The 14,382-nt window shown below is 68.5% G+C and carries 11 protein-coding genes; 6 read left to right on the top strand and 5 right to left on the bottom strand.

All coding sequences use genetic code 11. The annotated features are described in order from the left end of the window. Positions 1 to 176 precede the first annotated feature (176 nt). Positions 177 to 3,254, bottom strand: coding sequence for a formate dehydrogenase-N subunit alpha (gene fdnG / locus ABL843_RS24320; protein WP_418117620.1), 3,078 nt, complete (start codon positions 3,252 to 3,254; stop codon positions 177 to 179). Positions 3,255 to 3,349: 95 nt separating this feature from the next. After that, entirely contained in the window at positions 3,350 to 3,655 is a 306-nt protein-coding gene (locus ABL843_RS24315) for a hypothetical protein (protein WP_418117619.1), read from the bottom strand. A gap of 201 nt (positions 3,656 to 3,856) precedes the next feature. Between ABL843_RS24315 and ABL843_RS24310 the strand changes: the two genes are divergently transcribed. Both ABL843_RS24310 and ABL843_RS24305 read left to right on the top strand, forming a co-directional pair. Beyond that, positions 3,857 to 6,373, top strand: coding sequence for an ABC transporter permease (locus tag ABL843_RS24310; protein ID WP_418117618.1), 2,517 nt, complete (start codon positions 3,857 to 3,859; stop codon positions 6,371 to 6,373). Positions 6,374 to 6,459: 86 nt separating this feature from the next. Then, positions 6,460 to 8,439: an AAA family ATPase gene (locus ABL843_RS24305; protein WP_418117617.1), complete on the top strand. Its 1,980-nt coding sequence runs from the start codon at positions 6,460 to 6,462 to the stop codon at positions 8,437 to 8,439. Positions 8,440 to 8,542: 103 nt separating this feature from the next. Here ABL843_RS24305 and ABL843_RS24300 read toward each other — a convergent pair whose 3' ends face one another. Together ABL843_RS24300 and ABL843_RS24295 are read right to left on the bottom strand one after the other, a co-directional pair. Next, positions 8,543 to 8,833, bottom strand: a complete 291-nt coding sequence (locus tag ABL843_RS24300) for a type II toxin-antitoxin system Phd/YefM family antitoxin (RefSeq protein WP_418117616.1) — start codon at positions 8,831 to 8,833, stop codon at positions 8,543 to 8,545. 74 nt (positions 8,834 to 8,907) lie between these two features. After that, complete coding sequence (locus ABL843_RS24295; protein ID WP_418117615.1) at positions 8,908 to 9,801, bottom strand: LysR family transcriptional regulator; 894 nt, start codon at positions 9,799 to 9,801, stop codon at positions 8,908 to 8,910. 112 nt (positions 9,802 to 9,913) lie between these two features. Here ABL843_RS24295 and ABL843_RS24290 point away from each other — a divergent pair, with 112 nt between their 5' ends. After that, on the top strand, positions 9,914 to 11,422 hold the full coding sequence (locus tag ABL843_RS24290) for an MFS transporter (RefSeq protein ID WP_418117614.1): 1,509 nt from the start codon (positions 9,914 to 9,916) through the stop codon (positions 11,420 to 11,422). A gap of 1 nt (position 11,423) precedes the next feature. Here ABL843_RS24290 and ABL843_RS24285 read toward each other — a convergent pair whose 3' ends face one another. After that, positions 11,424 to 12,320, bottom strand: coding sequence for a LysR family transcriptional regulator (locus ABL843_RS24285; protein WP_418117613.1), 897 nt, complete (start codon positions 12,318 to 12,320; stop codon positions 11,424 to 11,426). 129 nt (positions 12,321 to 12,449) lie between these two features. On the opposite strand from ABL843_RS24285, the gene ABL843_RS24280 reads away from it, so the two are divergent. From ABL843_RS24280 to ABL843_RS24270, 3 genes are read left to right on the top strand one after another with little or no spacing between them, the layout of a single operon-like run. After that, entirely contained in the window at positions 12,450 to 13,193 is a 744-nt protein-coding gene (locus ABL843_RS24280; RefSeq protein WP_369661057.1) for an SDR family oxidoreductase, read from the top strand. 15 nt (positions 13,194 to 13,208) lie between these two features. Then, positions 13,209 to 14,105 carry an SDR family oxidoreductase gene (locus ABL843_RS24275; protein ID WP_418117612.1) on the top strand — a complete coding sequence of 299 codons (897 nt, stop codon included), beginning with the start codon at positions 13,209 to 13,211 and terminating at the stop codon, positions 14,103 to 14,105. A 46-nt stretch (positions 14,106 to 14,151) separates the two neighbouring features. Further along, the gene (locus ABL843_RS24270) at positions 14,152 to 14,382 is read left to right on the top strand and encodes a SlyX family protein (RefSeq protein WP_418117611.1); all 231 of its coding nucleotides are present in this window, start codon (positions 14,152 to 14,154) and stop codon (positions 14,380 to 14,382) included.

The following is a 14,382-nucleotide window of genomic DNA, read 5'->3' as shown; positions in this document are numbered from 1 at the left end:
TCCGGGCTTTTTCTTGTTCCCTCTCCCCTTGCGGGGAGAGGGCTAGGGTGAGGGAGGCGGCCTTGCAGGCGTCGTCGGCGATTCCATCGCTGTAGGCCCTCACCCCAACCCTCTCCCGCAAGCGGGAGAGGGAGCAGGTCCGGGCGCTGTGGTCGTGCATGGTGCTGTGCTTCATGTCACGCCTTCTCGATGTTCACCGTGAACGACTTGTACTCCGGCGTCTGCGTGTTCGCGTCGCCCACGAACGGCGTCAGCGTGTTCACCAGATACCCCGGCTTCGCGATGCCCACGAAGCCCCAGTGGTTCGGCAGGCCCACGGTATGGACCGTGCGCCCGTCCACCTGCAGCCCCACGATGCGCTTGGTGACCACTGCCACGGCCTTGATGTAGCCGCGCTTGCTCGACACCTTGACCATGTCGCCGTGGCCGATGCCCTTCTCCTTCGCGAGCTCTTCGCCGATCTCGACGAACTGCTGCGGCTGGATGATGGCCGAGGTGCGCACGTTCTTGGTCCAGTAGTGGAAGTGCTCGGTGAGCCGGTAGCTGGTCGCCACGTACGGGAAGTCCTTCGGCACCCCGAGCCGTTCCAGGTCGCCCTTGAAGATGCGCGCCGCGGGGTTGGCGCGCGCCTTCTCGTTGTTCGGGTGCATCAGGTTGTTCACCAGCGGCGACTCGAAGGGCTCGTAGTGCTCGGGCAGCGGCCCCTCGGCCATGCCGGTGGGGGCGAACAGGCGCGCCACGCCCTCGGCGGTCATGATGAAGGGGCGCACCGCCTCCGCGTCGGTCGGGTTCGCGTCGGGGCGGATGTCGGGCACGTCGGCGCCTGTCCATTGCTTGCCGTTCCACGAGACCAGGCCGCGCTTCGCGATCCACGGCTTGCCGGTGGCCGGGTCTGTCGAGGCACCGTTGTAGAGAATGCGCCGGTTCGCGGGCCAGGCCCATGCCCAGTTCTGCACCATGCCGATGCCGTACGGGTCGGCGTTGTCGCGCCGCGCCATCTGGTTGCCGGCCTGCGTCCATGCGCCTGCGTAGATCCAGCAGCCGCTGGCGGTGCTGCCGTCGTCGCGCAGCAGTCCGAAGCCCGAGAGCTGCTCGCCGGCCTTGGCCAGCGGCGGCTTGGTCGGGTCCTTCGGGTCGGTCAGGTCGACGAGCGCGCGGCCGTTGTATTCCATCGCCAGTTCCTGCGCGGAGGGCGAGTGCGGAATCTTGTACGGCCAGGTGAGCTTGACGATAGGGTCTGGGAAGGCGCCGCCGTCCTTCGCGTAGGCCGCGCGGATGCGGTTGAAGATGCCCGCCACGATCTCGATGTCGCCCTTGGCCTCGCCCGGCGGCTCCGCGCCCTTCCAGTGCCACTGCAGCCAGCGGCTGGAGTTGGTGAGCGAGCCGTCCTCCTCCGCGAAGCAGGTGGACGGCAGGCGGAACACCGTGGTCTGGATGTCGGCGGTCTTGACGTCGTTGAACTCGCCGAAGTTGCGCCAGAACTCGCTGGTCTCGGTCTGCAGCGGATCGATGGTGACCAGGAACTTGAGCTTGGAGAGCCCGTCGACGATCTTCTTCTTGTCGGGGAACGAGCCCACCGGGTTGAAGCCCTGGCAGATGTAGCCGTTGAGCTTGCCCTGGTTCATGAGCTCGAAGGCCTGCAGCACGTCGTAGAGCCTGTCGATCTTGGGCAGGTAGTGGAAGGCCCAGTCGTTCTCCGCCGTGGCCGCGTCGCCCCACCACGACTTCTGCATGCTGACGAAGAACTTCGGATAGTTCTGCCAGTAGCTCATCTGGTTGGGCCGCAGCGGCTTGAGCGCGCGGGTCTTGTAGTAGTCCTCCAGCGTCTGCTCGTTGTCACGCGCCAGCGACATGTAGCCGGTCAGCGAGTTCGACAGCAGCCCCAGGTCGGTCAGGCCCTGGATGTTGCTGTGGCCGCGCAGCGCGTTCATGCCGCCGCCGGGCACGCCGATGTTGCCCAGCAGCAGCTGCACGATGGCGCCGGTGCGGATCATCTGCGAGCCCTGGCTGTGCTGCGTCCAGCCCAGCGCGTACATGATGGTCATGGTGCGCTGGGAGGTGCTGGTGCTCGCGATGTACTCGCACACCTTCAGGAACTTGTCCTGCGGCGTGCCGGTGATGCGACTCACCATCTCGGGCGTGTAGCGCGCGTAGTGCCGCTTCATCACCTGCAGCACGCAGTTCGGGTCCTGCATGCTCATGTCGACCCTGGCCATGCCCTGCTCGTCGAGCGCGTAGCCCCACGACTTGGGGTCGTAGTTGCGCTTCTCGGGGTTGTAGCCGCTGAACAGGCCGTCCTCGAACTTGTAGTCGGGGCCGACGATGAAGGTCGCGTTGGTGTAGTTGCGGACGTACTCGGTCTGGATCTTGTCGTTGGTCAGCAGGAAGTTGATGACCCCGCCGAGGAATGCGATGTCCGACCCCGCGCGGATCGGCGCGTAGTAGTCGGCCATGGCGGCCGAGCGCGTGAAGCGCGGGTCGACCACCACCAGACGGGCCTTGTTCTGTTTCTTGGCTTCGATGACCCACTTGAAGCCGCACGGATGCGCCTCCGCGGCATTGCCGCCCATGATCAGCACGACATCCGCGTTCTGGATGTCCTGCCAGTGGTTGGTCATCGCGCCTCTGCCGAACGTCGGGGCCAGACTGGCCACCGTGGGTCCGTGTCAGACGCGTGCCTGATTGTCGAACACCAGCATCCCGGTCGAGCGGAATGCCTTGTGCGTGATGTATCCGGTTTCGTTGGACGAGGCCGAGGCGCAGAGCATGCCGGAGCTGGTCCAGCGGTTCACGGTCTTGCCGTCGGCGTTGGTGGTCTGGAAGTTGGCATCGCGGTCGGCCTTCAGCAGCCTGGCGATGCGGTCGAGCGCCTCGTCCCAGCCGATGCGCTTCCACTCCGTGGCCCCGGGTTCGCGCACCTCGGGGTACTTCAGGCGCATGGGGCTGTGCACGAAGTCGAGCAGGCCGGCGCCCTTGGGGCACAGCGTGCCGCGGTTGACGGGGTGATCGGCATCGCCCTCGATGTGGAGGATGTCGGACACCACGTTCTTCGCCTTGTCGCCCAGGCTGTACATGATGAGCCCGCAGCCCACCGAGCAGTACGGGCAGGTGTTGCGCGTCTCGGTGGTGCGCGCGAGCTTGAAGTTCCGGGCCTCGGCCAGCGCGGCGGTCGGCGAGAAGCCGAGCGCGACGATGCTGGAGCCGACCAGTCCCGCGCTGCTCACGCGAAAGAATTGCCGGCGGTTCATGTCCATGACGGAACCCCCTGCGGCGGTGAAGTGATGGAGTTTTTCATCGTGGTCTTCTTTTCTTCTGGCGGGTAACTCGAATTCGAATGAATCTGGCGGCGCTACTTGGGCGCCGTGCCGTCGCCTCCGCTGGGCGCGGGCGCCGCGCCGCCGGAAGAACCAGTGGCGCCGCCCGGTCCGCTCATGCCGCCCACGGCCGCGCCGCCTTCGGACGGGCCTTGATGGGATGCGGAGGATTCGACCTTGTCACCGGAGGCGGCCGGGGCGACGCCCGTGGGGCTTGCTCCGGTGGCGCCGGCGGTGGCGGAGGCCTTCGGCGCGGGAGGCTTGGGATCGCATGCACTCGCCATCAGGCCGGCGGCAAGGCACAGGCCGATGATCTGCAGGCGCTGCTGACATCGTGGCATCGACACTCCTTGTGGGAAGGACGGGTCCGACAACGGGCTGTTTTTATGGCCTCGTTTTTCGCTTGCCGGTGTGCCCGGTTTGCGACAAACGGGATACGTTTAACGCATCATGCGACAGCATCATGTCCGGATCAAGGCCCGCAGGCGCGCAATAACCCTCGAATCCCGCCGTGAGGCCGGGCGTCGGCTATCGTTCGCGCCATGAACGCCTCCCTCCGCCTGGGTTGGCGCACGCTCTGGCGCGACCTGCGCGCCGGCGAGCTGCGCCTGTTGATCGTCGCCGTGCTGCTGGCCGTGGCCGCGCTGACGGCCGTCGGCTTCTTCGCCGACCGATTGCAGGGCGGCCTCAAGCGCGACGCGCGCCAGCTCCTGGGCGGCGACGCGGTGATCGTCAGCGACAACCCCACGCCCGAGGCCTTCATGGCGCAGGCGAAGTCGCTCGGGCTCCAGGGCACATCCACCTACGGCTTCCCGACCATGGCCCGCGCCGAGGACGCGCAGGGCGGCGCCAGCAAGCTGGTGGCGCTGAAGGCCGTGACGGCCGGCTATCCGCTGCGAGGCAGCCTGCAGACCTCCACCACCATCGATGGCGCAGGCGCCGCCACGCGCGACATCCCGCCGCCGGGCGAGACCTGGGTCGACGCCTCGCTGCTCGACTCGCTGGGCCTGAAGGTCGGCGACACGCTGCTGCTGGGCGACACCGGTCTGCGCGTCGGCCGCGTCATCACGCTGGAGCCCGATCGCGGCGCCGGCTTCATGAGCTTCTCGCCGCGCGTGATGCTCAACCAGGCCGACGTGGCCCGCACCGGGCTCGTGCAGCCGGCCAGCCGCGTGGGCTATCGCTACGCAGTGGCGGGCAGCGACGCGGCGGTCAAGCGCTTCACCGACTGGGCCGATGCCACCATCAAGAAGGGCGACCTGCGCGGCGTGCGGCTCGACTCCTTCGAGAGCGGCCGGCCCGAGATGCGCCAGACGCTCGACCGCGCCGAGAAATTCCTGAGCCTGGTCGCGCTGCTGGCGGCGCTGCTGTCGGCGGTGGCGGTGGCGCTGGCCGCGCGCGGCTTCGCGGCCAGCCATCTCGACGATTGCGCGATGCTGCGCGTGCTCGGCCAGAGCCAGCGCACCATCGCCATCGCCTATGCCTTCGAGTTCGCGGTGATCGGCATCGTGGCCAGCGCGCTGGGCGTGGCCATCGGCTTCGCGGTGCACTACGTGTTCGTGCTGCTGCTGGCCGGGCTGGTCGAGACCGCGCTGCCGGCGGCCACGCTGTGGCCCGTGGCCTTCGGCCTGGGCATGGGGCTCACGCTGCTGTTCGCCTTCGGGCTGCCGCCGGTACTGCAGCTGGCGCGCGTGCCGCCGCTGCGCGTGATCCGGCGCGACGTGGGCGGCCTCAAGCCCGCGTCGCTCGCGGTGCTGGGCGTGGGCGTGGCGGGCTTCGCGGCCTTGCTGATGGCGGCGAGCAGCGACATCAAGCTCGGGCTCATCGCCGTCGGCGGCTTCGCGGGCGCGGTGGCGGTGTTCGCGCTGCTGAGCTGGCTGGCGGTGAAGGTGCTGCGCCGCAGCGTCAACGAAACCACCGCGCCGCGCTGGCTGGTGCTGGCCACGCGGCAGATCTCGGCGCGGCCGGCCTACGCGGTGGTGCAGGTCAGCGCGCTCTCGGTGGGGCTGCTGGCGCTGGTGCTGCTGGTGCTGCTGCGCACCGACCTCGTGGCGAGCTGGCGCCAGGCCACGCCGCCCGACGCGCCGAACCGCTTCGTCATCAACGTCATGCCCGACCAGAGCGAGGCCTTCCAGAAGTCGCTGCGCGACGCGGGCGTGAGCAAGTTCGACTGGTACCCCATGATCCGTGGCCGGCTCGTGGCCATCAACGACAAGCCGGTCTCGCCCGACGACTACACCGAGGACCGCGCCAAGCGACTGGTGGACCGCGAGTTCAACCTCAGCAACAGCCTGGAGGCGCCCCCGCACAACAGCATCACCGCCGGCAAGTGGACGCCCGGCGCGGCCGGCGAGGTGAGCGTGGAAGAGGGCCTGGCCGAGACGTTGGGCCTGAAGATGGGCGACGTGCTGCGCTTCGACATCGGTGGCATGCAGAACGACGCGCGCATCACCTCGCTGCGCAAGGTCGACTGGGGTTCGATGCACGCCAACTTCTTCGTGATGTACACGGTGGCCTCGCTGGCCGACGTGCCCACCACCTACATGGGCGCCTTCCGCGCGCCCGAGACGCGCGGCTTCGACAACGCACTGGTGCGCAGCTATCCGAACGTGACCAACGTCGACATGAGCGCCACCATCAACCAGGTGCAGCGCGTGCTCGACCAGGTGATCCGCGCGGTCGAGTTCCTGTTCGGCTTCACGCTCGCGGCCGGTCTCGTGGTGCTGTTCGCCGCGGTGACGGCCACGCGCGAGGAGCGAGCGCGCGAGTTCGCGGTGATGCGCGCGGTGGGCGCACGCGCCAGCCTGCTGCGGCAGGTGCAGCGCGCCGAACTCGCGGGCGTGGGCCTGCTCGCGGGCTTCCTCGCGAGCATCGTGGCCGCGCTGATCGGCTGGGGGCTTGCGCGCTACGTGTTCGAGTTCACCTGGACTGCATCGCCGCTGGTGCCGGTGGCAGGCGCGCTGGCGGGCGCGGTGCTGGCGCTGGGCGCGGGGTGGTGGGGCCTGCGCGAAGTGCTGCGCCGGCCGGTGGTCGATACATTGCGTCGCGCTGCCGAGTAATTTTTCTTTTCTTCGAGGCAAGACGGGGCCGGGGATGCAATACATTCCCCGGCCCCGTATCCATTTCAGAAGAGAGAAATTCCCGCATGCGCCTGGCGTCTTTCCAGATCACCAACTTTCGCTCGATCAACGACAGCGGCCTCATCGACTCCACGCAGATCACGGCGATCCTCGGCCGGAATGACAGCGGCAAATCGAACCTGCTGCGCGCGCTGCACAGCCTGAACCCGGCGGAAGGCGTCGCCGAACTCAGCCCCATCAAGGACTTCCCGCGCCATCGCCGCCTGGATGAGTGCACGGGCGACACGCCGGTCGTGTTCACGCGCTGGAGCCTCGACGAGAGCGAACAGGCCGAACTGGCCGCGATCCTGCCGCGCGCGGCCGGCGTGCGCCACGTCACTGCGAGCCGCGGCTATGCCGCCGCGCGCTCGGCCGGGTTCGAAGGACTCGGCGCCCTGTCGCTCGACGTGAGCGACACCAAGGCCAAGGTCCGCAAGATCGTGCCCGCCGTCAAGGCGGTGGCGGAGAAGGTTGCCGATGAAGCCGCGAAGGCCGCGCTCGAGCAAGAAGCCGACGTCTTCGACGCCGCGATGATCATGAGTCCCGACTACATCAAGTGGTCGGCGGGCGCCATCAAGGCGGCCCAGGCCCTGCGCAAGGCGCTGGCCGTGGCCGGCGCCGAGCTCAGCGACAAGCAGGACCAGATGCTCGCCGAGCTGGAGGAAACCGCGCTTTCCATCGCCAACGACGCGCCTGCGCTGGAGCGCGCGCAGCAATGGGTGATCGGCAAGCTGCCGCGCTTCGTCTACGTCGACGAGTACCCGGCGCTGCCCGGCCGCCAGAACATCGCCGAATTCCTGGGGCGCGAGGGCTGGGGCCAGCTCACGCCCGAGCAGCAGAGCTTCGGCAGGCTGTGCAAGGCCGCGGGGCTCGACCTGCGGCAGCTGCAGGCCCTGCTAGAGAAGAACGACCAGGCCACGCGCAACCAGCTCGTCAACCGCGCCGGCTCGGTGGTGACGGCCGAGATCCGCCGCCTCTGGAAGGACCGCGCGCTGAAGGTGCGCTTCAACCTCGACGGCCAGTACCTCGACACGCTGGTGTCGGACCCGAACGCCGCCTACGAAGTCGAAGTGAACCTGGAAGAGCGCAGCCGCGGCTTCCAGTGGTTCTTCTCCTTCTACGTCGCCTTCTTCGCCGACACCCGGGGCGGCCAGGCCGAAGACGCCGTGCTGCTGCTGGACGAACCCGGCCTGCACCTGCACGCCCATTCGCAGGCCGACCTGCTGGCGCACCTGGAAAAGGACTTCGCCGGCAACCAGGTGATCTACACCACGCACTCGCCCTTCATGGTGCCCACGCACCGGCTCGACGCGGTGCGTACGGCGAGCCTGGACGAAACCGCGGGTACGACTGTGAGCAACACCGCGCAGGGGGATGAGCGCACGCTGTTCCCGTTGAAGGCGGCGCTGGCGTTCGCGCGGATGGCCAGTGAGCCGGTGAAGCAGGAGGCCGCGAAGCCTGTGGCTGCGACGCAGGAATCGGTGAAGCCGGCGCCCGCAAAGCAGAACGCGTCGGAGGGCGCGAAGCCTGCGAAGTCGGCAAAGTCCGCTGAGGCAGTCAAGCCCGAGCCTGTGAAGCCAGAACCTGCGAAGTCCGTCGTCGCGGAAAGCGCCAAGCCAGTGGAAGCTGCACCTGTTGCAGTGGCCGCACCTGCAGTCTTGCCTGCACCCGCGATGCCTGAGCCGGCGAAGGTTGCCGCTCCTGCAAAGATCGAGGCAGTCAAGCCCGAGGTTGCGAAGCCCGTCGTCGTGGAAAGCGTCAAACCGGCAGAAGCAGCGCCTGTTGCAGTCGCCGCGCCGGTCGTCCCGCCTGCGGAAGTGCCGGCACCAGTGACGGCTGAACCGGCGAAGCCGGTGGCCGGTGAGAGCATCAAGTCTGCCGAGCCTGTGGCCGAGACCCCGGTCGCCGTGGCTGCCGTGCCCGCCGAGGCACCGGTGATGCAACGCGTCGAAGAGCGGATGGCCGTTGTGAGCCCTCAAGCAGAGCAGCCGGCAGAAGTCGCCTGACGGACGGCGCTCTCAGCGCCTGCTTGAACTCATGCGGCGCCGACCATGCGCCGCATGAGCAGGGTCTTCAGATCGTGGTCCGCGGACCGCGGGAACACGATCTTCATTTCGCGTCCTTTTCTTCTTCTACGGCCTGCCGGCCCAGATCTGCGAACACTTCTTCCGCCGGACGGAACTGGCCCTGCTCGATTGCGTGGTTACCTAGCACCAGGATCTTGAGAAGCGCGAGCGTGGCTTCGCGCTCCTCGTAGGAGCCAACATCCATCACGACGAGCCTGGCTTCGCCGTTCTGGGTGATAAGCATGGACTCGCGGGTATCGGACAAGGTCTTCACGATGTCCGCGGCATGGCTCTTGAAGTAGCTGATGGGTTTGACGTGAGTCGAGAAATTCATGGCGCTCATCCCTGGTGTCGTGACCGGTCGAATTCATTGTGGTCTGAACTCGGCCCGACTCGACCTGAGGCGGGCTACGGCGCGACGCCGTCCTCCCTGAACATATGCTCCCCCGCAAAGTCCACGAACGCCCGCACCTTCGGCGACAGCTGCCGGCTCGACGGCCACAGAGCCGAGAACTGGCCCTGTCGCACGAGGTGCGTGGCCAGCACGCGCCGCAGTTCGCCGCGGCACAGCGAGTCGCGCGCGAGGAAATCGGGCATGTAGGCCACGCCGAGGCCGGCGACCGCGGCGCCGAGCATGGCTTCCATGTTGTTGCACAGCAGGCCCGGCGGGAGGTGGGTGGGCAGGCCGGGCAGGTCCCAGTCCTCGATCTTTCCGCCGGTGGCGAACTTGTAGCGCAGGCAGGTGTGCCGCGCGAGGTCGGCCGGGGTCTGCGGCACGCCGTGGCGCTCGAGGTAGGCGGGCGAGGCCACGAGCACGAACCGGAACGGACCGAGGCGGCGCGCGACCAGCTGCGAATCGACCAGGTCGCCGCTGCGGATCGCCACGTCGACGCCCTCGGCGATGACGTCGACCAGCCGGTCGTTGAAGTCGAGGTCGAGCTCGATCTCGGGGTAGCGCTCCCTGAAGGCCGGCAGCATCGGCAGCAGGAAGCGGTAGCCGATGGTCGGCAGGCTCACGCGCAGGCGGCCGCGCGGCGCGGCGATGGCGTCCTGCATCATGGCCCGCGCGTCGTCGAGCTCGTCGAGGATGCGGCGGCAGCGCTCGTGGAAGAGGGCGCCTTCCTGCGTGAGCCGCATGTGGCGCGTGGTGCGGTTGAAGAGGCGCACGCCGAGCTGCTCTTCGAGCCGGGCGACGTTCTTTCCCACGGCCGAGGCCGAGATGCCCAGCAGCCGGCCGGCCTTGGCAAAGCTCGACAGGTCGGCCGCCCGCACGAAGGATTCGAGTCCGCTGAAGCTGTCCATGAATTGGCAACCTTTGGTTGGGAGTGTGAGGAGCAATGCGGCAATTCTCAGTGCATTGATTCCTTTCTATCTTCGTGCCTTCCTTGTCACCTTCCGCGAAAGCACATTCCCGATGCCCGCTTCTTCCTCCAGAAACTGGCTCCTGGCCGCCGTCTGCCTCGCGGCGCTGGGCATGCCGCTGAGCTTCACCGGCCCGGCGGTGGTGCTGCCCGCCGTGCGCGACGCGCTCGGCGGCAGCCCGGTGCAGCTCAACTGGGTGACCAACGCCTTCATGCTGAGCTTCGGCGCCACGCTGATGGCGGCCGGCGCGTTGGCCGATGCCTATGGGCGCAAGCGCGTCTTCCTGCTGGGGCTCGCGGTGGTGGCGCTCAGCGCCTCGCTGCTGACCCTGGCGCCGGGCATCGTGGCCTTCGAGCTGGCGCGCGCGCTGCAGGGGCTGGGTTCGGCGGCGGCCTTCGCGGCGGGCACGGCCGCGCTGGCACAGGTGTTCGACGGCGCCGCGCGCACGCGGGCCTTCAGCCTGATCGGCACCTCGTTCGGCGTGGGGCTGTCCTGCGGCTCGATGCTCTCGGGCTGGCTGGCCGAGAGCTTCGGCTGGCAGGCGGTGATGCTGAGCCCCGGTGCGGTCAGCCTGCTGGCACTCGGCATCGCGTCGCTCGCGATGCGTGAGTCGCGCAACCCGCAGGCCATGGGGCTGGACGTGCCGGGTACGCTGAGCTTCACCGCCGCGCTGAGCCTGCTGACGCTGGGCGTGCTGCAGGCGCCCGACAGCGGCTGGGGCAGTCCGTGGGTGCTCGGGGCGCTGGCGGGTGCGGCGGCGATGGGCGCGGTCTTCGTCGCCATCGAAAGGAGGGTGGCGCATCCGATGCTCGACCTGTCGCTCTTCCGCTTTCCGCGCTTCGTCGGCGTGCAACTGCTGGCGGCCGCGCCGGCCTATGGTTTCGTCGTGCTGCTGGTGCTGCTGCCGATCCGCTTCATCGGGCTCGAAGGGCGCGGCGCGATCGAGGCGGGGGCTTTCATGTTCGCGCTCTCGGGGCCGATCCTCGTGGTGCCGACGCTGGCTGCGTCGCTGGCGCACCGGTTCTCGGCCGGCGCGATCTCGGCCGTGGGGCTGCTGGTGTGCGCCGTGGGGCTTTTCTGGCTCAGCCGCTGCGCGCCGGGCACGCCGCTGGGCGCGATGGTGTGGCCGCTGCTGCTGATCGGCGCGGGCATCGGGCTGCCGTGGGGGTTGATGGACGGGCTGGCCGTGAGCGTGGTGCCGCGCGAGCGCGCGGGCATGGCATCGGGCATCTTCAACACGGTGCGGGTGGCGGGGGAGGGCATCGCGCTGGCACTCGTGGGCGCGGGGCTGACGGCGCTGGTGGCTGCGCGGCTGGGTCATGCGGAGGCGGCATCGCGCGCTGCGCAGCGCGTCACCACCGGAGACATCTCGCAGGCGCTGGCCCTGCTGCCCGGCATGGACCGCGCGGCAGTGCTCCACGCCTACGGCGCAGCGTTCGGCACGCTGCTGTGGGTGCTCGCGGGCGTGACCGTGGCGACGGCGATTGTGGTGTTCGCCTTCCTGCGCGGCGAGACGCATGCCGAGGCCGGCGCCGTGGCGCTGGAGTCGACGGCCTGCTGATTCAGGCTGCCCTGGCGGCCTCGAAGATGTCGCGCAGCCAATGCGTGAACACGCGCACGCGCGACGACAGCTGCCGGTTCTGCGCATAGAGCACTGAGACCGGCATCGGCGGCGGCGCGAACTCCGGCAGCAGCACCTTGAGCCGCCCGTCCGCCAGCTCGCCGGCCACGCGGTAGCGCGGCACCTGCACCAGCCCGAGGCCCGCGACGGCCGAGCCGGTGTACAGGTCGGCACCGGTCACCGAGACGATGCCGCCCAGTTGCACGTTCGTCAGCTGCCCGTCGACCGTGAATTCGAGCGGCACCGGCTTTCCCGTTGCGCTGGATATGTAGTGGATGGCGCGGTGCGATGCCAGCTCTTCCATGCTTTTGGGCTCGCCGTGGGCTGCGATGTAGGCCGGGCTCGCGACCGTGACCTGCGGCAGCAGCGCCACGCGGCGTCCGATCATCGATGAGTCCTGCAGCGTGCCCGCGCGCAGCACGCAGTCGACGCCTTCCCGGACAAGGTCGACGAGCCGGTCGTCCTCGCCGATGTGCAGCTCCAGCTCCGGGTAGCGCGCCAGGAAGCCCGGCAGCGCCGGCACCACGAAATGCCGCGCCAGCGTGCCCTGCAGGTTCACGCGCAGCAGGCCCTTGGGCGCCTCGTCGCGAAACAGGCCCTCGGCTTCCTCCACGTCGGCCAAGAGCCGCACGCAGCGGCGGTAGTAGGCCTCGCCGTCCTGCGTCAGGCGCACGGTGCGGGTGGTGCGCTCCAGCAGCCGGGTGCCGAGGCGCTGCTCCACGCGCTTGATCAGGTTCGTGACGGTCGCGCGGGGAATGCGCAGGTCCTCGGAGGCCTGCGTGAAGCTCTGGCGCTCGGCGATGCGCACGAAGGCCTGCATTTCCTGGAAGCGGTCCATGGGCGGTTGGCCGATCTATTGTTGAGATAAATGGAATAGTAATGTTGATTAGAGGCTGATTATCTTTTGGATGGAACGATCGAAGATTCGTCTCACCAACCCACCACCCCTGCAAAGGAACAGCCAGCCATGAACCAGTCATCCACTCCCAAGGTCGCCATCGTCACCGGCGCATCGCGCGGCATCGGCGCCGCCGTCGCGCAGCGCCTCGCCAGGGACGGCTTCTCCGTCGCCGTCAACTACGCATCGAGCCCGGAGCAGGCCGATGCCCTCGTCGCCGAGCTGAAGGCCGCCGGCGGCCGTGCCTTCGCCGTCAAGGCCGACGTGGCCAGCGCCGAGGAAGTGCGCGCCATGTTCGACGCCGTCGAGGCGCAACTCGGCAAGGTCGACGTCCTGGTCAACAACGCCGGCGTGCTCCGGACGCTGCCGCTGGCCGAGCACAGCGACGCGCAGTACGACCAGACCTTCGACATCAACGTGCGCGGCACCTTCAACACGCTGCGCGAGGCCGCCACGCGCCTGAACGAGGGCGGTCGCATCGTCAACTTCTCGAGCACCACGCTCGCGCTGAACATGCCCGGCTACGCGATCTACAACGCCACCAAGGCGGCGGTCGAAGCTTTCACGCACGTCTTCGCCAAGGAACTGCGCGGACGCAGCATCACGGTGAACGCCGTGGCGCCAGGCCCCATCGCCACCTCGCTCTTCCTCGACGGCAAGACCGAGGAGCAGGTCCAGGCCTTCGCGAAGATGCCGCCGCTGCAGCGCCTGGGCCAGCCCGAGGACATCGCATCGGTGGTGTCCTTCCTCGCCGGGCCCGATGCGGGCTGGGTCAACGGCCAGATCCTGCGCGCCAACGGCGGTGTCGCCTGAAGGAGGAGACACGCCATGAAGAAGCAGATCGTCCTCGTCACCGGCGCCGGCAGCGGCATCGGAAAGCTCACGGCCCTGTCGCTCGCCGAAGCGGGCCACGTCGTCTACGCCTCCATGCGCGACATCGCAGGGCGCAACAACGGCCGCGCCGCCGAGCTGCGCGCCCTGGCCGCGGCGAAGAACGTCCAGCTGCACCCGCTCGAGCTCGACGTGCTCTCGCAGGAGTCGGCCGATGCGGCCGCCGCGACCATCGTGCGGGAGCAGGGTCATCTCGACGTGGTGATGCAGAACGCCGGCCACCTGGTGGTCGGCCCCACGGAGGCCTTCACGCCGGATGAGATCGTCAAGGTGTTCGACACCAATGTGCTCGGCGCGCAGCGTGTGAACCGCGCGGTGCTGCCGTACCTGCGGGCGCAGGAGTCGGGGCTGATGCTGTGGATCAGCAGCACCACCACCAAGGGCGGCTTTCCGCCGTTCATGGGGCCCTATGGCGCGGCCAAGGCGGCGATGGATTCGCTGGCCGTCACGCTGGCCTATGAGATCGCCCGCTTCGGCATCGAGACTTCCATCGTCGTGCCGGGCGCCTTCACCAGGGGCACCGACCACTTCCCGAGCGCCGGCAAGCCGGCCGATGCCACCACCGCCGCCGCCTACGCCCGCTACGACGGCCTCATGGACCAGATCGGCGCGCGCCTCTCGGCGCTGACGCCCGACAACGCCGACCCGCAGGCCGTGGCCGACGAGATCGTGCGCATCGTGGGCCTGCCCGCGGGCACACGGCCGATGCGCTCGCTGATCGACTTCGTGGGCGACGGCGCTCAGGAGGTGTTCGAGGTGTCGGAGCGGGTGCGCATCGAATTCGCCAAGCGAATCGGCATGGCGGACCTGCTCGAGGCGAAGGTGCGTCGCTAAGCGGGGCGTCACAAAGAGCGGGGCGGTATTCCTGTCCAATAGCGGCATGGAAAACCCGCCCCACGACCATCTCATTGCCGAGCGCGTGACCGAACTCGAGATCAAGTCCAGCTACGCCGAGGACATGCTCGACCAGCTGAACATGACGATCTACCGCCAACAGCAGCAGATCGATCGGCTGATCCTGCAGGTCACGCAGTTGAAGGAGCAGATGCAGAGCTCAGGCCAGGACGGCGCCGCGCGCAACCCACGTGACGAGTTACCCCCGCACTATTGA

This window comes from Variovorax sp. 350MFTsu5.1 (assembly GCF_048302515.1).
In the GTDB taxonomy this organism is placed as follows: Bacteria; Pseudomonadota; Gammaproteobacteria; order Burkholderiales; family Burkholderiaceae_C; genus Variovorax; species Variovorax guangxiensis.
This window is presented reverse-complemented; position numbering and strand designations above follow the sequence as displayed.

Coding starts and splice junctions, on each gene's coding strand:
- ABL843_RS24315 (WP_418117619.1), bottom strand. CDS start 3,655: ATGCCACGATGTCAGCAGCGCCTGCAGATCATCGGCCTGTGCCTTGCC.
- ABL843_RS24310 (WP_418117618.1), top strand. CDS start 3,857: ATGAACGCCTCCCTCCGCCTGGGTTGGCGCACGCTCTGGCGCGACCTG.
- ABL843_RS24305 (WP_418117617.1), top strand. CDS start 6,460: ATGCGCCTGGCGTCTTTCCAGATCACCAACTTTCGCTCGATCAACGAC.
- ABL843_RS24300 (WP_418117616.1), bottom strand. CDS start 8,833: ATGAATTTCTCGACTCACGTCAAACCCATCAGCTACTTCAAGAGCCAT.
- ABL843_RS24295 (WP_418117615.1), bottom strand. CDS start 9,801: ATGGACAGCTTCAGCGGACTCGAATCCTTCGTGCGGGCGGCCGACCTG.
- ABL843_RS24290 (WP_418117614.1), top strand. CDS start 9,914: ATGCCCGCTTCTTCCTCCAGAAACTGGCTCCTGGCCGCCGTCTGCCTC.
- ABL843_RS24285 (WP_418117613.1), bottom strand. CDS start 12,320: ATGGACCGCTTCCAGGAAATGCAGGCCTTCGTGCGCATCGCCGAGCGC.
- ABL843_RS24280 (WP_369661057.1), top strand. CDS start 12,450: ATGAACCAGTCATCCACTCCCAAGGTCGCCATCGTCACCGGCGCATCG.
- ABL843_RS24275 (WP_418117612.1), top strand. CDS start 13,209: ATGAAGAAGCAGATCGTCCTCGTCACCGGCGCCGGCAGCGGCATCGGA.
- ABL843_RS24270 (WP_418117611.1), top strand. CDS start 14,152: ATGGAAAACCCGCCCCACGACCATCTCATTGCCGAGCGCGTGACCGAA.